The organism is Arthrobacter sp. NicSoilB8, assembly GCF_019977355.1.
Lineage (GTDB): Bacteria > Actinomycetota > Actinomycetes > Actinomycetales > Micrococcaceae > Arthrobacter.
The window spans coordinates 1,258,383-1,280,155 of sequence record NZ_AP024655.1 but is presented as its reverse complement, the minus strand read 5'-3'; the positions used below and the strand labels follow the sequence as shown (position 1 = coordinate 1,280,155).

Annotated in this window: 21 protein-coding genes; 5 read left to right on the top strand and 16 right to left on the bottom strand. The window is 66.5% G+C overall.

Annotated elements, in window-relative coordinates; all coding sequences use genetic code 11:
• Nucleotides 1–2: 2 nt before the first annotated feature.
• From LDO15_RS05760 to LDO15_RS05720, 9 genes are all read right to left on the bottom strand, one after another.
• Nucleotides 3–1,331, bottom strand: a complete 1,329-nt coding sequence (locus LDO15_RS05760) for an ABC transporter permease (protein WP_223984909.1) — start codon at nt 1,329–1,331, stop codon at nt 3–5.
• On the bottom strand, nt 1,328–2,725 hold the full coding sequence (locus tag LDO15_RS05755) for an ABC transporter permease (protein WP_223984908.1): 1,398 nt from the start codon (nt 2,723–2,725) through the stop codon (nt 1,328–1,330). The genes LDO15_RS05760 and LDO15_RS05755 overlap by 4 nt, the downstream gene beginning before the upstream one ends.
• A complete protein-coding gene (locus LDO15_RS05750; RefSeq protein ID WP_223984906.1) occupies nt 2,718–4,394 on the bottom strand; it encodes an ABC transporter ATP-binding protein in 1,677 nt (558 codons plus the stop codon). The genes LDO15_RS05755 and LDO15_RS05750 overlap by 8 nt, the downstream gene beginning before the upstream one ends.
• 164 nt (nt 4,395–4,558) lie before the next feature.
• The gene (locus LDO15_RS05745; RefSeq protein WP_223987114.1) at nt 4,559–5,626 is read right to left on the bottom strand and encodes a BMP family ABC transporter substrate-binding protein; all 1,068 of its coding nucleotides are present in this window, start codon (nt 5,624–5,626) and stop codon (nt 4,559–4,561) included.
• A 417-nt stretch (nt 5,627–6,043) separates the two neighbouring features.
• Entirely contained in the window at nt 6,044–7,075 is a 1,032-nt protein-coding gene (locus LDO15_RS05740; RefSeq protein WP_223984905.1) for an NADP-dependent oxidoreductase, read from the bottom strand.
• Complete coding sequence (locus tag LDO15_RS05735; RefSeq protein ID WP_091557019.1) at nt 7,072–7,503, bottom strand: organic hydroperoxide resistance protein; 432 nt, start codon at nt 7,501–7,503, stop codon at nt 7,072–7,074. The genes LDO15_RS05740 and LDO15_RS05735 overlap by 4 nt, the downstream gene beginning before the upstream one ends.
• A 66-nt stretch (nt 7,504–7,569) precedes the next feature.
• Nucleotides 7,570–8,034 (bottom strand): MarR family transcriptional regulator, encoded by a 465-nt coding sequence (locus LDO15_RS05730; protein ID WP_223984902.1) that lies wholly within the window; start codon nt 8,032–8,034, stop codon nt 7,570–7,572.
• A 227-nt stretch (nt 8,035–8,261) separates the two neighbouring features.
• A complete protein-coding gene (locus tag LDO15_RS05725) occupies nt 8,262–9,461 on the bottom strand; it encodes an amidohydrolase (RefSeq protein ID WP_223984899.1) in 1,200 nt (399 codons plus the stop codon).
• A 134-nt stretch (nt 9,462–9,595) separates the two neighbouring features.
• The gene (locus tag LDO15_RS05720; RefSeq protein WP_223984897.1) at nt 9,596–10,729 is read right to left on the bottom strand and encodes a sugar phosphate nucleotidyltransferase; all 1,134 of its coding nucleotides are present in this window, start codon (nt 10,727–10,729) and stop codon (nt 9,596–9,598) included.
• Nucleotides 10,730–11,064: 335 nt separating this feature from the next.
• On the opposite strand from LDO15_RS05720, the gene sdhC reads away from it, so the two are divergent.
• The 5 genes from sdhC (at nt 11,065) to LDO15_RS05695 (ending at nt 15,525) form a co-directional block, all read left to right on the top strand.
• On the top strand, nt 11,065–11,400 hold the full coding sequence (sdhC, locus tag LDO15_RS05715; protein ID WP_346655992.1) for a succinate dehydrogenase, cytochrome b556 subunit: 336 nt from the start codon (nt 11,065–11,067) through the stop codon (nt 11,398–11,400).
• A 3-nt stretch (nt 11,401–11,403) separates the two neighbouring features.
• Entirely contained in the window at nt 11,404–11,883 is a 480-nt protein-coding gene (locus LDO15_RS05710; RefSeq protein ID WP_223984895.1) for a succinate dehydrogenase hydrophobic membrane anchor subunit, read from the top strand.
• 177 nt (nt 11,884–12,060) lie between these two features.
• Nucleotides 12,061–13,860, top strand: a complete 1,800-nt coding sequence (gene sdhA / locus LDO15_RS05705) for a succinate dehydrogenase flavoprotein subunit (protein ID WP_223984893.1) — start codon at nt 12,061–12,063, stop codon at nt 13,858–13,860.
• A 1-nt stretch (nt 13,861) separates the two neighbouring features.
• Nucleotides 13,862–14,644 (top strand): succinate dehydrogenase iron-sulfur subunit, encoded by a 783-nt coding sequence (locus LDO15_RS05700; protein WP_018774751.1) that lies wholly within the window; start codon nt 13,862–13,864, stop codon nt 14,642–14,644.
• 116 nt (nt 14,645–14,760) lie between these two features.
• Nucleotides 14,761–15,525, top strand: a complete 765-nt coding sequence (locus tag LDO15_RS05695; RefSeq protein ID WP_223984891.1) for an alpha/beta fold hydrolase — start codon at nt 14,761–14,763, stop codon at nt 15,523–15,525.
• On the opposite strand, the gene LDO15_RS05690 is transcribed toward LDO15_RS05695, so the two are convergent.
• The 7 genes from LDO15_RS05690 to LDO15_RS05660 form a co-directional block, all read right to left on the bottom strand.
• On the bottom strand, nt 15,488–16,666 hold the full coding sequence (locus LDO15_RS05690; RefSeq protein WP_223987110.1) for a YihY/virulence factor BrkB family protein: 1,179 nt from the start codon (nt 16,664–16,666) through the stop codon (nt 15,488–15,490). The two genes, LDO15_RS05695 and LDO15_RS05690, sit on opposite strands and share 38 nt — an antisense overlap.
• Nucleotides 16,611–17,222: a 2'-5' RNA ligase family protein gene (locus tag LDO15_RS05685; RefSeq protein ID WP_223984889.1), complete on the bottom strand. Its 612-nt coding sequence runs from the start codon at nt 17,220–17,222 to the stop codon at nt 16,611–16,613. The genes LDO15_RS05690 and LDO15_RS05685 overlap by 56 nt, the downstream gene beginning before the upstream one ends.
• 4 nt (nt 17,223–17,226) lie before the next feature.
• Nucleotides 17,227–18,321 (bottom strand): tryptophan--tRNA ligase, encoded by a 1,095-nt coding sequence (gene trpS / locus LDO15_RS05680; protein ID WP_223984888.1) that lies wholly within the window; start codon nt 18,319–18,321, stop codon nt 17,227–17,229.
• Between the two features lie 17 nt (nt 18,322–18,338).
• The gene (locus LDO15_RS05675) at nt 18,339–19,172 is read right to left on the bottom strand and encodes an exodeoxyribonuclease III (protein ID WP_223984886.1); all 834 of its coding nucleotides are present in this window, start codon (nt 19,170–19,172) and stop codon (nt 18,339–18,341) included.
• 10 nt (nt 19,173–19,182) lie between these two features.
• Entirely contained in the window at nt 19,183–19,746 is a 564-nt protein-coding gene (locus LDO15_RS05670; protein ID WP_223984885.1) for a hypothetical protein, read from the bottom strand.
• 351 nt (nt 19,747–20,097) lie between these two features.
• The gene (locus LDO15_RS05665) at nt 20,098–20,946 is read right to left on the bottom strand and encodes an ABC transporter permease (RefSeq protein ID WP_223984883.1); all 849 of its coding nucleotides are present in this window, start codon (nt 20,944–20,946) and stop codon (nt 20,098–20,100) included.
• Nucleotides 20,943–21,761, bottom strand: coding sequence for an ABC transporter permease (locus tag LDO15_RS05660; RefSeq protein WP_223987108.1), 819 nt, complete (start codon nt 21,759–21,761; stop codon nt 20,943–20,945). The genes LDO15_RS05665 and LDO15_RS05660 overlap by 4 nt, the downstream gene beginning before the upstream one ends.
• Between the last annotated feature and the right edge of the window lie 12 nt (nt 21,762–21,773).

Genomic DNA, 21,773 nt, shown 5'->3' with positions numbered 1-21,773 from the left:
TCTCAGCCCTTGACGTACGGTATGCCGTCGGCGGCCGGCGGCCTGGAGCGTCCGACGAGCCCGGCCACGGCAAACACGGTCACGACGTAGGGCAGCATGGCCATGAACTGGCTCGGCACCGGGGTGCCGATGATCGTCACGATGCTCTGCAGGTTGTCGGCGAAGCCGAACAACAGCGCGGCGAAGAACGCCCCGATCGGATTCCAGCGGCCCAGGATCATCGCGGCGAGGGCGATGAAGCCGCGGCCGCCGGAGATTTCCTTGGTGAAGCTGTCAATCGCCACGAGGGTGAAGAACGATCCGCCGATCCCGGCCACGGCGCCGCCGAGCGTGACGTTCCAGAAGCGGGTGGCGTTGACCTTGATGCCCAGGGTGTCGGCGGCCTGCGGATGCTCACCGACAGCACGGACGCGCAGGCCCCACTTCGTTTTGAACAGTCCGATCCAGATCACGATCACAGCCACGTACATCAGGTAGCCCACCACGGACTGCTTGAACAGGATGGGTCCGATCACGGGAATGCCGGACAGGACCGGGATGTCGATGATGGGCAGCCGGCCGGGCGAGTTGTACTTGTCGGGGTCCGACTGCATCACGGTGCTGAACAGGAAGCCGGTGAGCCCGGAGACCAAGACGTTGAGCACGACGCCGACGATGATCTGGTTGACCACGTACTTGATGCTGAACAGCGCCAGCACCATCGAGACAAGGGCACCGGCGACGGCCGCCGCGAACAGGCCCAGGTAGGGGTTGTGGGTCAGGCTGGCGACGAGTGCGGCCGTGAAGGCACCGCCCAGGAGCTGGCCCTCGATGGCGATGTTGACGACGCCGGCGCGTTCGCACAGCACCCCTGACAGGGAGCCGAAGACGATCGGCACGGCGAGCGTTACGGACCCGGCGATCAGGCCGGCCAGCGAAATGCTGGGGGTCCGGGCGCCGCCCACCACCCAGATCAGGAAGGCGACCACGAACACGACAGTGAACACGGCCGGCAGCCAGCGCGGGGGCCGGACGTCCTTGGTCTTCAGGAACGCGGCGTAGCCGGCCAGGCCCAGCAGGATCATCGAGAGGACAATTCCGGAGAGGAAGGTGGGGACTTCGATCGCGGGCAGCTGGAAGAAGTCTCCGCCCGAGGAAATGCCGAACTTGGCAGTTCCCTGCGGGCCGAGCAGGCCAAAGAAGATGAACGCGACGGTGGCCAGCACCAAGAGCGTTACCGGCAGCTTCCAGGTCACGGGCTTGGCGGACTGCGCGGGCGTGTGGCCTTTGCCCTGCTGTGAGTCTCCCTGTCGGGGCTGCCCTGGTACGGGTGAGGTTGCTGTTGTGCTCATGCGGCACCTCCGGTGGTTACGGCCTGCTTGGTTTTGCCGGCGGTCGCGGCCTTCTTCTTGCCCGGGTTGAGCCCGAAGATCGCCCGGACCAGCGGCGGCGCCGCGATGAACAGCACAATGAGCGACTGGACCACGAGGACGATGTCGATCGGGGTTCCGGTTTGGATCTGCATCTGCACGGCGCCTGCGCGGAAGGCCCCGAACAGCAGGCCGGCGGCGAACGTGCCCCACGGCGACGAACGTCCCAGCAGCGCCACGGTGATCGCGTCAAAACCGTAGGTTGCCGCGACGCCATCGGTCAGGACCTTTTCGGTGCCTGCCACCTGCGCCACGCCGGCCAGGCCGGCCAGGCCACCGGCAATGGTCATCACCAGGATCGTGGCCCGGGAGACGTTGATGCCGGCAGTCAGTGCCGCCTTGGGGTTGGCCCCGACGGCACGGAACTCGAAACCGAGCGTGGAGCGGTTCAGCAGCCACGAAACGAAAACGGTAGCCGCGATGGCCAGCAGGAATCCCAGATGCAGCCGGTACTGGCTGCCGAAGAGCAGCGGGTACGCCGCGCTGGGGTCCAGGACGGGGGAAATCGGTGTGCTCTCCCCCGGACGCTGGAACAACTCCGTGTCGAGCAGGTAGCGCAGGAAATACAGGGCGATGTAGTTGAACATGATGGTCACGATGACCTCGTGGGCGCCCGTCCTGGCTTTAAGCACGCCGACGATGCCGCCCCACACGGCGCCGCCGACGACTCCGGCCACCAGAACCAGCAGCAGGTGCAGCCCCAGCGGCAGGTGCAGCGCGAAGCCGACCCACGAGGCGAGGATGCCGGCCATGATGATCTGGCCCTGCGCACCGATGTTGAACAGGCCAGCGCGGAAGGCAAGTGCGACGCCGAGGCCGGCGGTGATCAGCGGGGTGGCGATGGTCAGCGTCTCCATCAGGGGGGCGAACTGCCCGGCCACGCCGGCCGCCCGGGGGTTGAAGACCGCGCCCTGGAAGAGGGCGACATACGAGCTGGTGGCGGCGGACCAGACGGCGGTGAGGAAATCGCTGGGCCGGGCAAACAGATAGCCCGCCGTGGTGCCCACCACCTTGTCCGTCATGGCGATAAGCAGGCCGCCGAGGATGAGCGCAAGCAGCACCGCCAGGATGGTCACGATGCCGTTGCCGGTGAAGATCTTGCGCAGCAGCGACTCCTCTTCCGGCGCGCCGGGGATGGCTCCGCTTTGGGACGTGACCGGAACCGCCGATGGCTGCATCGCTCCCCCGGCTGTGTCGAGCGAGGTGGCGAAGGAGACGTCCTCCAGGGGCTCCGGCTCCGCCTCGGTGGTTTGGGCTGCCGGAATCTTGTCCGGGTCCGGTGCGGGCGCGGACCGCGGCTCGGTGTTCTCACTCATGGGTGTCTCCTACGGCGCCGGAGCGGGGCTCCTGCACGGACGGGGCGGCGGGTGCCGGGTTCGTGGCCGGGGTGCCGGCCGGGCTTATTGCGGCGTTTTCGGTGTTCCCTGCGGCGCTTTCGGGGCTGGATTGCGCAGGGGGCCTGGCGGCGGCATCGGCCTGGGCCTCGTCCGGGGAGACCCCGGCCATCATCAGGCCCAGGACGTCGCGCCCCGTGCCGGCCGGGACGATCCCGACGAGCCTGCCCTTGTACAGCACCGCGATCCGGTCGGCGAGCTCGATCACCTCGTCCAGTTCGGTGGAGACGATCATGACGGGCGTGCCGTGGTCCCGCTCCGCGACGATCCGCTTGTGCAGGAACTCGATGGATCCCACGTCCACGCCGCGGGTGGGCTGGGAGGCGATGAAGAGCCGCAGGGGCCGGGACAGTTCCCGGGCCATGACGACCTTCTGCTGGTTGCCGCCGGACAGGGTACCGGCTGCCAGGGAGCCGGACGGGGTGCGGACATCGAATTCTTCGATCCGGGTCTTGGCGTTCTCGAGGACCTTGGCCGGGCTCATGCTGATGCCCTTGGCGAACGGCGCCTGGTCGTACCGGTCCAGGATCAGGTTCTCGGCGATGGAGAACGTGCCGATCAGCCCGTCGAGGGAACGGTCTTCCGGGACGAATCCGACCCCGGCGTTGAGGACGTCCTTGACGCTGCGGCCCACGAGTTCTTCGCCGTCGAGGACAATCGAGCCGTGGACCCTTTCGTGCAGGCCGAGGATGGCCTCGGTCAGTTCCGTCTGGCCGTTGCCCTGCACGCCCGCGATGGCGAGGATCTCGCCGCGGGCGATCCCGAAGCTGATGCCGTCCACGACGTGCTGGCCGCTCGGGGCGATAACCGTAAGGTCCTTGACTTCGAAGGTGGTCTCCTGCGGGTTGGCCGGGGCCTTGTCCAGGGTCAGGCTCACGGCGCGGCCCACCATCATGGACGCCAGTTCGGTGGTGGAGGCGCCGGGATCGGCCGAGCCCACCACCTTGCCGCGCCGGATGACGGTGATGGTGTCCGAAACGGCTTTCACCTCTCGGAGCTTGTGGGAAATGAAGACGATGGAGGTGCCGTGGCTCTTGAGCTGGCGCATGATGTCCAGCAGCTCGTCGGTGTCCTGCGGGGTCAGCACGGCCGTGGGCTCATCGAGGATGAGCACCTTGGCGTCGCGGACCAGCGCCTTGATGATTTCCACCCGCTGCTGCACGCCGACGGGAAGGTCTTCGATCAAAGCGTCGGGGTCGACGTCGAATCCGTACCGGTCGGAGATCTCCCGGATCTTCCGGCGGGTGTCATCAAGGTCCAGGAAGCCTCCGGTCTTGGTGGTTTCCGCTCCCAGGGCGACGTTCTCCGCGACGGTGAAGACGGGGACCAGCATGAAGTGCTGGTGCACCATGCCGATGCCGGCAGCCATGGCGTCGCCGGGGCCGCGGAAGGTGACCGGCTTGTCGTCGATCAGGATTTCGCCCTCGGTGGGCTCGTACAGTCCGTAAAGGACATTCATCAGCGTGGACTTGCCAGCGCCGTTCTCGCCGAGCAGACAGTGGATCTGACCGGGTTCAACAACCACATCGATGTGATCGTTGGCTACCAGGGAGCCGAAGCGTTTAGTAATGCCCTTGAGTTCAAGTTTCAAAACTCTGACCAATCTCGAGGTGTCCGGAAGGCTTGGTCCGGACGCGTAGTGGGGGCTGCAGCACCAGCTTAGTGCCTGCGGTCTGAGGCGCAGCGGGCCGCAACGAAAAGCGCCACAGCCCGTGCGGTGGTGACCGGACGGGCCGTGGCGCTTAGCGGAGGAAGTTAGGCCTTCGGGCTGGCTGCGGATTCAACCTTCAGCTTGCCGTCGGCGATGTCCTTCTTGATCTGGTCCAGCTCGGACTTCAGTTCGGCCGGAACCTGGGCATCCATGTCGTGGAACGGAGCCAGCTGGACGCCGTCGTTCGCGAGGGTGCCGATGTAGGGCGCGTTGGTGAACTGGCCGTCCTTGTCCTGCTTGACCACCGTCTCAACTGCCTCGCCCATCTGCTTCATGACGGAGGAGAGCATGATGTCCTTGTAGTCAGGTGCCGTGAGGAAGCCGTCGGAGTCAACCCAGATGAGCTTGACGTCCTTGCCTGCTGCCTTGGCTTCCTTCAGGGCCGCGCCCGCACCCTTGCCGACCGGACCGGCGACGGGCATGACGATGTCGGCACCCTGGTCCAGGAAGTTCTGGGTGAACTGCTTGCCCTTGTCCTGCTTTTCGAAGTCTCCGGTGAAGGAACCGTCCTGCTTGGCCTTGTCCCAGCCAAGGACCTTGACGTCCTTACCCTTCTTCTCGTTGTAGTACTTCACGCCGTCGGCGAAACCGTCCATGAAGATGGTGACCGTGGGGATCTTGATGCCGCCGAAGGTGGCAACTGTTCCGGTCTTGGTGGTGCCTGCCGCGAGGTAGCCGGCCAGGAACGCGGCCTGGGCGGTGTCGTAGATGATCGGCTTAACGTTGGCAACCGGGGTGTCGTAGCCGAAGTCGATGATGGCGAAGTGCTTGTCCGGGTTGGCCGTGGCCTGGGCCTTCGTGGCATCGCCGAGGAGGAAGCCGACCGTGATGGTCAGGTTGCAGCCGGCAGAGACCATGGCGCGCAGGTTCGGCTCGAAGTCGTTGTTGGTTTTCGACTCGGCCTCGTTCGTCTTGATGCCGAGATCCTTCTTGGCCTTCTGCAGGCCCTCATAGGAGGACTGGTTGAATGACTGGTCGTCGAAACCACCCGAGTCGGACACGATGCAGCCCTGGTAGTTGCTGGCGGTCTGGGTGGCGGTGCTTGCCTCAGGGGCAGCTCCGCAGCCGGTCAGCAGGAGTGCAGCCGCGCCCGCGGTGGCCACTCCGGCCATTGATCCGCGCTTGAAGGTGGCACGCAGAGAGTTCTTCAATTTTCCTCCAGGAAGAAAGAGTAGGCGCTACGACGGGAGCTCAATGAGTGTCTGTCTGCGGTATTCCGCTAAATTCTGTTTTCACTGATGGATTCGCAGCACTGCGCCGAGGCGCACTGATGCTAGCCACTTTAGTGTCCTGCGCCACGTCCACGTAGCAGACTTCACAGCAATTACCCAGATTGTTGAGAACTTGTTACCTAGCGGTAGCCGGGTGCTTCCTGCCGGCACCGCGCCGGCCCCGCGTCGTTCCCCCATCGACCCTTGCATCGGGCCCGTATCGGTCCCGGGCACGACGACGCCTCCGGCGCAGGGCGCCGGAGGCGTTGTGGTGCAGTACCTGCTCCGGAGGCGTCGTCGCAAATCTCCGACGGCGGACTAGAGCCGGACGAGCATCTTCCCGGTGTTGGCGCCGTCGAGCAGATCCATGAAGGCCTGCGGGGCGTTCTCCAGACCGTCCACCACGGTCTCGTCGTAGCGGACCGTTCCGTCAGCCAGCCAGCCGGACATGGTCTCGACAAACTCGGCCATGTGCTGCCAGTAGCCGCCGACCAGGAAGCCCTTGAGCGTCAGCTGCTTGCCGATCGCCTGCATGAGGTTCCTCGGCGCCGGTGTGGGCTCGGTGGCGTTGTACTGCGCGATGGCCCCGCACATGGCCACCCGGCCACCCACGGTGAGTGAGGACAATGCCGCTTCGAGGTGCTCGCCGCCCACGTTGTCGAAGTAGACGTCAATCCCGCGGTCGCCGGCGGCCGCGGCGAGCTGTTCGGCGACAGGGCCGTCGTGGTAGTTGAACGCGGCGTCAAAGCCAAGTTCGAGCAGCCGGGCCACCTTTTCCGGCGAGCCCGCGCTGCCGATCACGCGGGACGCGCCCATGGCTTTGGCGATCTGCCCCACGAGCGAGCCCACCGCGCCGGCGGCGCCCGAGACGAAGACCACCTCTCCGGGCTTGAACTCAGCAACCTTCAGCAGTCCGGCGTAGGCGGTCAGGCCGGTCATGCCGAGGACGCCGAGGAATGCCGGGGCGGGCGCCAGATCGGTGCGCGCCGGCGTGGTGGCCGCCGCATCGAGGACGGCGTATTCGCGCCAGCCGAGTGAATGGACGACGGCGTCGCCCACCAAGAGGTCCGCGGAACGGGACGCGATGACTTCGCCGACGGCGCCGCCGTCGAGGGCAGCATCCAGCGCAAACGGCGCGGAGTAGGACTTGACGTCGTTCATGCGGCCGCGCATGTAGGGGTCCACCGAGATGTAGAGGTTGCGGACCAGGACCTGCCCGTCCTGCAGCTCGGGCAGCGGCGACTCTGCGAGGCGGAAGTTTTCCGGCACGGGACGGCCGTGCGGCCGGGACGCCAGCTGGATTTCCCGGCTGGTGGCGGGCAGGGTCAGGGTTTGGGTAGTGGTGCTCATGCGGCGACCTCCAGGATCGTGATGTCGACAGTGATGTTGCCACGCGTGGCGTTGGAATAGGGGCAGACCTCGTGGGCCTTGGCCACGAGGGCCTCGGCGGTCTCGCGGTCCACGGCGGGAAGGGCGATTTCGAGTTCGGCGGCGATGCCGTAGCCGGTTCCGCCGTCGAGGGCGCCGAGGTGGATCCTGGCGGCGACGGCGGAATCCGTCAGGTCCGCTTTCTGCTGGCGGCCGACCAGGCGGAGGGCCGAGTGGAAGCACGCGGCGTAGCCGGCGGCGAACAGCTGCTCGGGGTTGGTGCCCGCCCCGTCGCCGCCGAGTTCCACCGGGCTGGCGAGGGTGACGCTGAGCTTGCCGTCCTTGCTGACGGCGGTGCCGTCGCGGCCTTCGCCGGAGGCAAGGGCCTCGGCCGTGTAAAGGGTCTTCATGGGGTTTCCGTTCTATCGGCGGGAAAAATCTTGCGGGATGGCTAAGCAGGATGCTTGGCGGGGTGCTTAGCGGGAGGCGTGGAGCGCGCTGGTCAGCCGGCCCAGGGTTTCGCGGAGCTGGTCCAGTTCCGCGGCCGTGAGGCCGGCGGCGTCGGCGAGGCGCTGCGGGATGCTGCTCGCCTTGGCGCTCAGGGCGGCCCCGGCGTCGGTCAGGAATACCTCCACGCGGCGCTCGTCCTCTGCGGACCGGCGGCGCTCCACGAGGCCGAGTGCCTCGAGCCGCTTAAGCAGCGGCGACAGCGTGCCGGAGTCCAGTCCGAGCTCCTCGCCCAGCTCACGGACACTGCGCGGTTCCGCCTCCCAGAGCACCAGCATGGCGAGGTACTGCGGGTAGGTCAGGCCAAGCTCCTCGAGCATGGGCCGGTAGGCGGCCGTGGCGGCGCGTGATGCCGAATACATGGCAAAGCACACCTGGCGGTTCAGGCGGAGCGCTTCCGAACCGACGGCGCGGCTTCCCTCTGGCGTGGTCATAGCTCCACCCTACCGCACAATTAAATTGTGCACAATTTAGTTGTGCGCAATCGAAGTGCGCAGACGCCGGCGCTCAGGCCTGCACCCGCCGGATTTCCCCATGTTCGCTGGACGCCGACGGCGTGTCGGCCCGTACCGTCGGCGCGTCCCGGCGTCGGGCCCGCAAAGGCGGGGAAACTCCGCGCGGCGGTCAGGGTGACGGTCTGCGCGGGAACTATCTGCGGGACTTAGAGGTCGCGGATGGTGCGCAGGGCCGCCGCCGTGAGCACCTGGATGCCGAGGCCAAGCGCCCGCTCATCCAGGATGTAGTCGCCGCGGTGGAGGTCATACTCTTCTCCGCCGGGGGTCTTGGTGCCGAGGCGCATCATGGCGCCCGGGGTGTCGGCCAGGAACCAGGCGAAGTCCTCCCCGCCCATGGACTGCGGGGTCAGGACCACGGCGCCCTCGCCGATTTCGGCACGGGCCGCGGCCTCGATCAGCGCCGTCTCGTGTTCGGAGTTGACCACCGGCGGGACGCCCCGTGTGTGTTCCAGGTGGACGTCGACGCCGTACGGTTCGGCAATCTGCCGGATGATGTCATCGAGCAGCTCGCCGGCGTCATGCCAGGCGTCGCGGTCCAGACACCGCATGGTGCCGGCCATGTAGCCGCTGCCGGGGATGGCGTTTGGGGCCGACCCGGCGGAAATCTGGCCCCAGACCACCGAGACGCCGCTGCGGACATCGACGCGGCGGGACAGCACGGCCGGAACATTGATCGCGATCTGCGCCAGGGCGAAGACCAGTTCTTCGGTCAGGTGGGGGCGCGAGGTGTGGCCGCCGCGGCCCGAGAGTTCAATCTTGATGGTGTCCGAGGCGGAGGTGATGGCCCCGATCCGGGTGCCGATCTTGCCGACTTCGATCCGGGGGTCGCAGTGCAGCGCCAGGATGCGCGGGACGCCTTCCAGGACGCCCTGCTCGATGCACGCACTGGCACCGCCGGGCATGGTTTCCTCAGCCGGCTGGAAGATGATCCGCACCGTACCCCGCAGCGGGGACTGCTCATGCATACGCTGCAGGATCAGGGCGATGCCGAGCATCGTGGTGGTGTGGACGTCGTGGCCGCAGGCGTGGGTCACGCCGTGGTTCTTCGAGGCGAACTCAAGGCCCGTTTCCTCGATGATCGGCAGGGCGTCGATGTCGCCGCGCAGGGCGGTGGCGATGGGGCCCTGTCCGACGTCGACGGTCAGGCCCGTGCCTTCGAGGCGCCGGGGCTTGAGACCGGCCGCCTCGAGCCGCTTGGCCAGCTTGTCCGTGGTGCGGAATTCCTTGAACGACAATTCCGGGTGCGCGTGGAGGTCGCGGCGGAACGCGATCAGCTCCGGCAGGAGGGGCTCCAGCCACGGCCCCACGAGAGTCGTGGGCTCAGCTTCAGTCGAATAGTTGCGCACGGAACAACTCTAGCGAGCAGACAATAAATAGCGGCATCGGGTACGGCGCGTTACGGTTTGCTGAATTCGGGCGCCGGACCCGGAGGGCCAGACCCGGGAGCCGGACCCGGAGGGCCAGGATCCGCCCGGGCCGCCTACAGGACGTCGGTGTCGCCCTTGGCCTTGATGGCATCCACGGCCTGCTTGACCCGCTGCGAGTGTTCCTTGGTGGTGACCAGCAGGGCGTCAGGGGTGTCAACGATCACGACGTCCTTGATGCCGATCAGGGCGATCACCCGCTTGGTGTCGGACACCACGACGCCGCTGGCGTTCTCAGTGAAGACCCGTGCGCCCTCGCCCAGAACCGTGACCTCGTCGACTTCCTTGGCGCTGTTGAGCCGGCCCACGGAGGCGAAGTCCCCGACGTCGTCCCAGCGGAAGGTTCCGGGCACCACGGCGACGTCGCCGGCGGCGGCGGCCGGTTCGGCCACGGCGTAGTCAATGGCGATCTTGGGCAGCGTCGGCCAGACCCGGGCGGTGACGGCGTCTCGCTCCGGGGTGTCCCAGGCCTTGGCGATTTCCTGCAGTCCGGCGAAGAGCTCGGGCTGGTTGGCTTCGAGGTGCTTGAGCATCAGCGAGACCGGCGCCACGAACATGCCCGCGTTCCAGACGTAGTCCCCGCTGTCGATGTACTGCTGGGCCACTTCCTCGCTGGGCTTCTCCACGAACTCCACCACGGACAGCGCACGGGGCGCCTCGGGGATGTTGAGGTTCGCGCCGGAGCGGATGTAGCCGAATCCGGTGGAGGGGTGGGTGGGCTTGATGCCGATGGTGACGATCTTCCCCGCGGCCGCGGTGTAGACGGCCTCACGGACGGTGTCCTGGAAGAGGTCGTCCGGGCTGATGACCTGGTCCGCGGCGAAGGAGCCCATGATGATGTCCGGGTCGCGCTCGTGCAGGATGGCCGCGGCGAGGCCGATCGCCGCTCCGGAGTCCTTGGGCTCGCTTTCCAGGACGAGGTCGGATTCCAGGACCTCGGGCAGCTGGCGGCAGACGGCGGCCCGGTGGGCGGCACCGGTCACCACCAGCACGTGCTTGCCGGCGACGGGCTGGAGGCGGTCATAGGTTGCGCGCAGCAGCGTGCTGCCCGAACCGGTCAGGTCGTGAAGGAATTTCGGGGCTGCTGCCCGTGACAGTGGCCAGAGACGGGTCCCCACCCCGCCCGCCGGAATGACCGCAATGAAACGGTCCAACGGGGAATCCTGGCTTGTCACTTTGTCTGTAGTCATCAGGGCTACTTTAGCCGACACCCGCCAAAACACCTCTGACCCGGCCGGGAACCGGGCCGGGAATGGGCCCTTGCGCGGCCTTTCCGACCCCCTTGGGGACGGCCAAATGTGGCGTTCGTCTCAAAAGAGACAGAAAACCGCGCCGGGGCCTGTCAACAACAAGTTCCCAAATTGAATAAGCTGTGAGCGAAGCCTAGATTTAGGCTTGAGCTTACGAGTGCTCTCGCAGCAGGCGTTCCCCCCGCGTGGATCCCATGCCAGCGCCGCTGTGTTGCAGGGAGGTTTATTCAGTGCCGACAAAACCAGCTGGCACCTTGTACCGCGGCCGTGAAGGCATGTGGTCCTGGGTTGGACACCGCATTACCGGTGTAGTGATTTTCTTCTTCTTGTTGGTCCACGTGCTGGACACCTCATTGGTGCGTGTGTCCCCCGAGGCCTACACCGCCGTCATTGGCGCCTACAAGAACCCCCTCATGGCCCTGGGTGAAACGGGCCTCGTCGCAGCGATCGTGTTCCACGCCTTCAACGGCCTGCGGATCATCGCCGTCGACTTCTGGAAGAAGGGTGCCAAGTACCAGCGTCAGATGCTCTGGACGGTCCTGGGTCTCTGGGTCGTTGTCATGGCCGGCTTCGCCATCCGCCACCTGTCCCTCGCCCTTGGAGGTCACTAAGCCATGACTGCAACTATTCAACCCCCACGCAGTGGACAACCCGGTAGCGGAAAGATCCAGCCGAAGTACCGCCGCAGCGGCGGGTCCAAGGGCAACTTCGAGATGATCGCCTGGCTCTTCATGCGGCTCTCCGGCGTCGTGCTGGTGGTGCTGATCTTCGGCCACCTGACCGTCAACCTGCTGGTCGGCGAGGGCATCCACGCGATCGACTTCGGCTTCGTGGCCGGCAAGTGGGCCGACCCGTTCTGGCAGTTCTGGGACCTGGCCATGCTGTGGCTCGCCATGCTGCACGGCACCAACGGTGTCCGCACCATCATCAACGACTACGCCGAGAAGGACGCCACGCGCCTCTGGCTAAAGATCGTCCTCTACGCGGCCACCACCGTGATCATCATCCTGGGCACCCTGGTCATCTTCACCTTCGATCCGTGCCCCGTGGCCAACGGCGTCCAGCTTCCCGGCGGCTTCTGCCCTGCGCCTTAGGGCGCAGCCTTAACGGCGGCGCTGCCGCGGACCACCGCCCCTTCGGGCAGGCACTGACGGTCCGCCGCGGCAACTGATCTTGCCTGCCGAGCGCAGGCGCAGATTGCACGAAACTTCACCGCGCAGGCGCGACCTGACGGTGGGTTACAGCGAATTTTGAGAGAAAGAGCATCTGGTATGCAGGTCCATAAGTACGACGTCGTGATCGTCGGTGCCGGTGGCGCCGGGATGCGCGCGGCGATCGAATCAGGTCAGCGCGCCCGAACAGCAGTACTGACCAAGCTCTACCCCACCCGGTCCCACACCGGTGCGGCGCAGGGCGGCATGTGTGCGGCCCTGGCCAACGTCGAAGAAGACAACTGGGAGTGGCACACCTTCGACACCATCAAGGGCGGCGACTACCTGGTTGACCAGGACGCAGCCGAGGTCATGGCCAAGGAAGCGATCGACGCCGTCCTGGACCTGGAGAAGATGGGCCTGCCGTTCAACCGCACGCCCGAGGGCCGCATTGACCAGCGCCGGTTTGGCGGCCACACCCGCGACCACGGCAAGGCACCGGTCCGCCGCGCCTGCTACGCCGCCGACCGCACCGGCCACATGATCCTGCAGACCCTGTACCAAAACTGCGTCAAGCACAACGTTGAGTTCTACAACGAGTACTACGTCCTGGACCTGCTGACGGTCGAGGAAGACGCGGTCCGCGAGGACGGCACCCCGTACAAGCAGAAGCGCGTTGCCGGCGTCGTGTCCTACGACCTCGCCTCAGGCGAACTGCACGTCTTCCAGGCCAAGTCCGTGGTGTTCGCCTCCGGCGGCGCCGGGAAGGTCTTCAAGACCACCTCCAACGCGCACACCCTCACCGGTGACGGCATGGGCATCGCGTTCCGCCGCGGCATCCCGCTGGAAGACATGGAGTTCTTCCAGTTCCACCCGACAGGCCTCGCCGGCCTGGGCATCCTGCTCTCCGAGGCCGCCCGCGGCGAAGGCGCCATCCTGCGCAACTCCGAGGGTGAACGCTTCATGGAGCGCTACGCGCCCACCATCAAGGACCTCGCTCCGCGCGACATCGTGGCCCGCTCCATGGCTAATGAAGTCCGCGAAGGACGCGGCTGCGGCCCGAACAAGGACTACGTCCTTCTGGACCTGACGCACCTTGAACCCGCGCACATCGACGCCAAGCTGCCGGACATCACCGAGTTCGCCCGCACCTACCTGGGCGTGGAGCCGTACACGGAGCCGGTTCCCGTCTTCCCGACTGCGCACTACGCCATGGGCGGCATCCCCACGAACATCACCGCCGAGGTCCTCCAGGACAACGACACCGTGGTTCCGGGCCTCTACGCCGCAGGCGAGGTCGCCTGCGTCTCCGTCCACGGCTCCAACCGCCTGGGCACCAACTCGCTGCTGGACATCAACGTGTTCGGCAAGCGCGCCGGCATCGCCGCCGCCGAATACGCCAAGACGGCGGACTTCGTGGAGCTCCCGGCGGACCCGGAGGCGTACACGCTGAACCTGCTGGACCACGTCCGGACCTCCAACGGCACCGAAAAGGTCGCTGCAATCCGCAAGGAACTGCAGGACACCATGGACGCCAACATGCAGGTGTTCCGCACCGCGGACACGCTGAACCAGGTCCTGAAGGACATCGCGTCCTTCGAGGAGCGGTACCAGCGCATCAGCGTCCAGGACAAGGGCAAGCGCTTCAACCTGGACCTGCTCGAAGCTGTGGAGCTGGGCTTCCTGCTGGAGCTCGCCAAGGTCATGACCGTGGCGGCCCTGCACCGCGAAGAGTCCCGCGGCGGCCACTTCCGCGAGGACTTCCCCGAGCGCGACGACGAAAAATTCATGAAGCACTCCATGGCGTACAAGGATGAGCATGCTCCGGCGGACGGTTCCGCTGAAGCGATTGCGGGCATCCGGCTTGCCACCAAACCGGTGGTCTTTACGCGCTACGAGCCGATGGTGAGGAAGTACTAAGATGAGCGCTGAACTCGCTGAGCCAGCATCCAAGATCGAACTGCCCGCCGGCGTCGGCGGGGGCGGGGAAATCCCGTCCTTCGACGTCACGCTGCGCGTGCGCCGCTACAACCCCGAGGTCTCCGAGGACGCCACGTGGGATGACTTCAAGGTCACCATGTACGGCACCGACCGTGTCCTGGACGCCCTGCACAAGATCAAGTGGGAGATGGACGGCAGCGTCTCCTTCCGCCGCTCCTGCGCCCACGGCGTCTGCGGTTCCGATGCCATGCGCATCAACGGCCGCAACCGCCTGGCCTGCAAGACCCTGCTGAAGGACCTGGACACGTCCAAGCCCATCACGGTCGAGCCCATCAAGGGCCTGCCGGTGGAGAAGGACCTGATCGTGGACATGGAGCCGTTCTTCCAGTCCTTCCGCGAGGTCATGCCCTTCCTGATCAACCGCGGCCACGAGCCCACCAAGGAACGCCTGCAGTCCGCCGAGGACCGCGAGCGGTTCGACGACACCACCAAGTGCATCCTGTGCGCCGCGTGCACCTCGTCCTGCCCGGTGTTCTGGACCGACGGCCAGTACTTCGGCCCGGCGGCGATCGTCAACGCGCACCGCTTCATCTTCGATTCCCGCGATGACGCCGGCGACATGCGCCTGGAGATCCTCAACGACAAGGAAGGCGTGTGGCGCTGCCGCACCACCTTCAACTGCACCGAGGCGTGCCCCCGCGGCATCCAGGTCACCCAGGCGATCGCCGAGGTCAAGCAGGCCATCCTGTCCCGCAAGATCTAGCAACAGGTTCGCCAGAACTTAGCGAGTCAGTACCAAGAGAACCACGACGACGGCGCCTCTCACCTTTTAGGTGGGGGCGCCGTCGTCGTCTACCCCCTCACACGAAAGGGGACACCGTGTCCCGCTCAGAAAAAGTCTCCTTCCAGGGTTCCACCGGCGAACTCCTCTCCGGCATCGTGGACCTGCCTGAAGGCCCGGTGAAGGGCTGGGGCGTGTTCTCCCACGGCTTCACCCTGGGCAAGGACAGCCCGTCGGCGTCGCGGATGTGCAAGGCCCTGGCGGACAACGGCGTGGGCATGCTGCGGTTCGACAACCTGGGGCTCGGCGAGTCCGCGGGGATGTGGTCGGAGGGCTCCTTCAGCCACAAGGTGGCGGACACCGTCAAGGCCGCCGAATTCATGCGGGACTCGGGCCGGCGGGTGTCCTTGCTGGTGGGCCACTCCTTCGGCGGCGCCGCCGTCCTGTCCGCCGCGCGGCAGATCCCGGAACTCAAGGCCGTTGCCACGGTGGGGGCACCCTTCTCGCCCAAGCACGTGGCCCACGTCTTCGACGCCGCGCTGGACCGGATCCTGAGCGAGGGAAGTGCCGAGGTGGACCTCGGCGGCAAGCGCGTGGAGATCCGCCGGCACTTCGTCGAGGACCTGGAAAACGCAGACCTCACGGACTGCATCCGGCAGCTGCACAAACCGCTCATGGTGCTGCACTCCCCCACCGACAACACTGTGGGGATCGAAAACGCCAGCACCATCTTCCGGACGGCACGCCACCCGCGCAGCTTCGTCTCGCTGGAGGGCAGCGACCACCTCCTGACGGGCAAGGGCCAGGCGGCCCGGGCCGCGAAGATTATTTCGGCGTGGGCCGACCAGTACCTCGACGCCTGAACGCGGCGGACAGCGGCCGCCGGCGTGCCCGCGGCTCCACCACCGTCTCCACCGGCGTTTTGCCCGGCTGGACGCGCCGGGCTCCCCACCCGGTAGTCGTGACGGCGGGCTCGGTCTTGGAGTCTTCCTCCCGGATCGCCACCCACGCGGCGCAAAGAACGTAGACCTGGCTGACCAGGTTGAACCAGATCAGCAGGCCGATGATGATGGCAAAGGGCGCCAGGATCGGGTTCTTGCCCGCGCTGGCCAACAGCTGGGTGCTGAAGATCTGCAACACGGTGGCGCCCACTGCGGCGAGGGTGGTCCCTTCCAGCAGTGAGCGGCGGGCGGGTTTCAGCCCTGCGGCCACCCGGTACATGATCAGTGCAGTCCCCCAGCCGAGCAGCAGCGGCACGAGGATCGTAATGGAGGTCGTTAGGGGCCCGGCCACCACCGGGTCGAGGTCCAGCTGCTGGGCCACCCAACCCGCGGCCGTGCCGAAGATCAGTGAGGCTGCAGAGCTGACCACCAGGGCCGCTCCCATCAGGATCAGCGTGCCGACGTCTTTAAGTATCTGCAGGATCGGATTCATCACCAGCGGGCCGAGCCGCATCATGCCCCGCACACCGTCGCGGATGCCGCTGATCCAGCCCAGGGAGGTGAATACCGTGACTATGGCGGCAATCCCGGCGGCCCAGCCGAGGCTGGCGGGGTTCAGCAGCTGATAGGGATCAACCAGTCCCTGGCTGCCGTCGACCTGCAACAGCCCGGGCGCGGCGGCGTCCACGCTCTTGATAATCGTGTCCAGCAGGGCCGGATGTCCGCTGAGGACGAGGCCGGCAATGGAGAATCCGGTGGCCAACAGACCCGTAACGGAGAAGAACATCCTGAACCCGATGCCGGCACTCAACAGCGGGCCGCGCTGGCGCAGGTAGTGTGTGTACGCCCGTACCGGCAGCAGCGCGTTAACCCGGGCCAGCAGCCAGGCCATCATGGCCATCAGCGACGCGAACCTGCCGCCCCCGGAGCGCCGAATCCGTCCCCACTCGACCCGTTTGCGGATGACTTCCAGTTTCAGCCCGGCCAGATCGGTGGGAAGCGGCGGCTTAGCGGGCGCCTGCGGTGCCGTCCGGGCCTCTGTCGTCGTCAGGTTTGGTCCCAAAGTCAAGCTCTTCCCGTAGCTGCCAGATGCCGTTGTCATCGTGCTCGTAGAGTCCCATGCTAGCCACCGGGAACGTGGCCCTGTAATCCCTGAGGACCGTTTCGGCCTCATCGAGGCTTTCCGGGGCGACATCGTGGGCCACGGTGACGTGCGGGTGGTAGTCGAACGGCAGCTCGCGCTCCAGCGGGCCGGACTGCAGCTGGCGGTGCAGGTTCACGCAGTCCCCGAAGCCGTCCTCCACGTTCAGGAACACCACCGGGGACACGGGCCGGAAGGACCCCGTCCCCGCGATGGTGACCGTGAAGGGCTCCTGACGGCGTGCCACGTCCCGGACATGGCTGCACGTCGCTTCCCAGTCCTGCGTCATGGTGGTGGTGACCAGCGTGATGTGGGCCGGGACCACCGCGGCCATCGGGTCCCCGAAGGACGCGCGCCAGCGCTGGAGCTCCTCGGCGATGTCCGCCGGGAAACTCAGGATCACGCCGATGCTGATGCCTTCGCTGCGCTGCCCGTTCGACGTGGCGGCTTTCGCGGTGACTTTGCTGACGGAGGACATCGACCTAGCGGACTCCGTGGGCGCCGGCGTACGGCAGGAATCCCACCTTGGCGTAGACGTCGCGCAGGGTGACCGAGGCAATCTCCCGGGCCTTGTCCGCGCCGAGGGCCAGCAGCCGGTCCAGCTCCGCGGGATCGTCGAGCAGCTCATTGGCGCGGTTCCGGATCGGCGTCAGGTGCTCGGTGACAACCTCGGCGAGGTCCACCTTGAGGTGGCCGTACATCTTGCCCTCATAGGCGGCGACAAGGGCCTCGACGCTCTGCCCCGTGATCCCCGAGTAGATGGTCAGCAGGTTGGACACGCCCGGCTTCGCCTCACGGTCGAACCGGATTTCCGTCTCGGCATCCGTCACGGCGGACTTGATCCGCTTGGCGGTGACCTTGGGATCGTCGAGCAGGTTGATCAGGCCCGCCGGCGACTCCGCTGACTTGGACATCTTGGCGGTGGGGTGCTGCAGATCGTAGATCTTCGCGGCTTCCTTCTGGATGAAGGGCTGCGGGACCGTGAACGTCTGGCCGAAGCGGGAGTTGAATCGCTGGGCCAGGTCACGGCTCAGTTCCACGTGCTGGCGCTGGTCCTCGCCCACGGGGACACCGTGCGGCTGGTAGAGGAGGATGTCCGCGGCTTGCAGGATCGGGTAGGTGAACAGGCCGACGCTGGCCTGGTCCGAGCCGTGTTTGTGGGCCTTGTCTTTGAACTGGGTCATCCGGGAGGCCTCGCCGAATCCCGTGATGCAGTTCAGGACCCATGCCAGCTGGGCATGCTCGGGCACCTGGGACTGGACGAACAGCGTGCATTTTTCCACGTCGACGCCGCCGGCGATGTACTGCGCGGCCGTGACCCGGGTGCGGTGGGCCAGTTCGGCGGGATCCTGCGGAACGGTGATGGCGTGCAGGTCCGGGATGAAGAAGACGGCGTCGTACTCGTCCTGCATCCGGACCCAGTTCACGAGGGCTCCGAGGTAGTTGCCCAGGTGCAGGGAGTCGGCCGAGGGCTGCATGCCCGAGAGGATGCGGTGCCGGGCTCCGGTGGTCGCCGGAGCGGCCTTCGCGGCTTCGGGGGCGGCGCCGGAATCGGTCACAGTGGAAGTGGTGGTCATTCGTGGAAGCCTTAAGACTAGAGCCGGTAGTCCACTACCAGCGGGGCGTGGTCGGAGAAGCGTGTGTCCCAGGACGGCGCCCTGTCGACAACGGCTGACACTGCGGCGGCAGCGAGAGCGGGCGTGGCCATGTGGTAGTCGATGCGCCAGCCGGTGTCGTTGTCAAAGGCCTGGCCCCGTTGCGACCACCAAGTGTAGGGGCCGTCGACGTTACCCGCCAGGCCCCTGTGAACATCCTTCCAGCCGATCTCCTCGCCGAAGAAGCGGTCGAAATAGGCCCTCTCCTCCGGCAGGAAGCCGGCACGTTTGACGTTGCCCTTCCAGTTCTTGATGTCGAGTTCCGTGTGCCCAACGTTCAGGTCGCCCACCACGAGTGCGTGGTCGCTGTGCTTGGCGAGTTCGGGGAGCCGCGTGATCATGACGTCCAGGAAGCGGAACTTGTCATCCTGCTTGGGCGTGCCGGCCTCGCCCGAGTGAACGTAGGCGCTCACGACGGTCAGCTGCGATGCCTCCCCTGCCGCGTCCCGCACGGTGTAGTCCGCCTCCACCCAGCGTCCGGTCGTGGCGAAGTAGTCCTCCCCGATCCCCACCCGGGTGGCCAGCGGCTCTTCGCGGGAGGCGATGGCGACGCCGGCGCGGCCCTTGGCCTCCGCCTCGGCGTGCAGGATGTACCAGCCTTCGCCGAGCAACTCCTGGACGATCGCGTCAGGCGCGCGGACCTCCTGGAGGCAGAGAATGTCCACCTCGCGCGGCTCAAGCCACTCCGCCATGCCCTTCTTGTAGGCGGCACGAAGGCCGTTGACGTTGACTGATGCGATGCGAAGGTGGTCCTTCTTCAATGCCGAGCTCACCCGATCCACTCTAGTCGATGATGGTTCCGCTGACGGGTTCGTCGTCGCCGCCGGAGGATTTGATCATGTCCCGTGCGTTGGTTGCGGTGATCTCGATGGTCTCCAGGGCCCGGCGGATCGTCTCGTGGTCCGCGGCCTGGCCCTTGGCGCGTTCCTGCTCGACCACGCGGACCTGGACCTGGACGATTTTGAACGAGTGGTCCAGCTTCATGTCCCGGACGCTTTCCGCCGCGCGGCCCTCACTGACCACGCGGGTGCCGCCATGGTCCACGCTGCCGGGCGACGGCGCCCGGCCGGTCGCGGCGTTGAAGGCGTTCTGGGCCTCGTCGAGCCTGGCCCCGGCCTTCTTGGCGGCCTTCTGGATGCTGAACACCACAAACGTGGCCAGCGCCAGCCAGGCGCCGGCGATGATCGCCACGATCCAGCCGACGACGTCGTTCTGGTTGGCCGCGAAGATGACGGCGACCGTGAAGGCGATGATGAAGACCAGCATCCCCGGCCCGCTGATGCGGAACATGGAGAACCGGCCCGTGGCCGTGGTGGACGTGGACGCGGAGCTACCCAGAGATTGCATGAGCCTATTATCGCAAACGGGGCCGGCCGCCCGCGGCGCTTCCACCCCGGGCGAACTTCCGCCCCGGCCGACGAAACGTTCCGCCCGCCCAACTAACTCGCAGCAGGGGCCGTTATGAGCACTCAAAACGGCCCCTGCTGCGAGTTACTTGGGGATTCTGGGCGATCGGGTGCCGGCGGCGGGGCGGTCGGCGGCGTCGGCGTCGGCGATCGAAATCCAGTCCGCGGCCTCCTGCACCCCTGATCATGCCCGGAGCTCGTGGTCAAAGCCCGCGGGCCGGTCCGGATCCTCGCAGTCGATCACGAGTGCGTGCCATGTTCCGGTCAGGGGTTCGCCCTTTTCGAAGGACTGCTACTTGAGGAAGAGCCGGCGCAGGCGGCCCGTGGTGAGCAGGACGCCGAGGGCAATCATGACGAGGTAGTAGCCGATGTGCACCGCGGTGGCCGGGGTGAATACGCCGACGCTGATTTGGCGCAGCAGTTCCACGCCGTGCCACAGCGGCATGGCCTGGATGAACCACTGGATGTACTGCGGGTAGACGGTCAGCGGGTAGAACGTGGCGCTGAAAAGGAACATCGGCAGCATCACGAAGTTGATCCAGTCCATCTGCTGGAACGTCTTCATGAAGCTCGTGATCCCCATGCCGAAGCTCGCGAACCCGAAGGCGATGAGCACCGAGGCCGGGATCATCAGGATGGCCCAGGGCGTGGTGATCAGGCCCATCACGCCCATGACGGCGGTGAAGCCGGTGGCGTACATGGCCCCGCGCAGCAGGGCCAGGAAGATTTCGCCCATGGCGACATCCAGCGGCCCCAGCGAGGTGTAGAGCATGCCCTGGTACAGCTTGGCGAAGTTCATCTTGAAGAAGACATTCCAGGTGGAGTCATAGACGGCGCCGTTCATGGCGGACACCGCCAGCAGCGCCGGCGCGATGTACGCGGCGTAGCTGATTTCCTGTCCGCCCGGTCCCTGGACGGAGCCCACGATCGCGCCCAGCCCCACGCCCATGGAGATCAGGTACAGCACGGGCTCGAAGAACCCGGAGACCATGACCATCCAGTTGCTGCTCTTGGTGGCCATGAGCCCGCGGGCGACGACGGCGCGGACGTTGCGGGAGTAGATGGGCCCGAAGCGCCGTTGCCGTGCGGCGTCCGTGACGCTGTGGTCGCCGGTGTTGAAGCTTCCGGTGAGAACGCTCATGAGGCCATCCTTTTGGCGAACTGGCGTTTGGTCAGGACCCAGCCGGCCGCCGCCAGGCCCAGCAGGAAGACGAGGTGGACGACGGTGAGCCACGGTTCCTCGTCGTATCCGTAGCTGACCACGCGGCCGAGTTCCGTTCCGTGCCAGATCGGTGAGATCCAGCCGATCCAGCGGACGCCGAGCGGGAGCGAGTCCAGCGGGAAGAACGTGCCGGAGAACAGGAACAGCGGCATGACGATGAACCGCATGACCATGGCGAACTGGCCGCGGTCATCTTTGATGGTGGCCGCGTAGGCCATGAGCGGCAGGCCGAAGGACAGGCCGGCGAGCGTGGCGATGAGGATCGAAACCCAGCCCCAGGCGCCGGGCGCGGCCCCGAACAGCGCGACGACGGCGAAGTAGATGGCCGACTGCAGGAGGAATCGGAGGGTGACGGCGATGACCTGGCCGCCGGCGATCTGCTCCGGAGTCAGCGGCGAGGCGTGCGGGCCGTAGTAGACGCGCCGCCATTTGAAACCGTCCATCACCGGGAACGTGAACTCATTGGCGGCCGTCATGACGGCCGCCGAGATCAGCAGCGCCGGGGCGATGAACGTCAGGTAGCTGACCCCGCCGAAGACGCCGGCGCCGTTGGCCTCCACGAGCGTGGCCAGGCCGACGCCCATCGCGAACAGGTAGGCCACCGGCTGTCCCACGCCGTACATGACGATCGTCCAGCCGTAGCCCTTCATGACCCGCAGGACCTGTTCGGCGTAGTAGAAGGCGCCCCAGCGGCGGGCGCGGGCGGCCGAGATTTCCGGCGAGTGCGCGCGCAGGGCCGGCGCCGT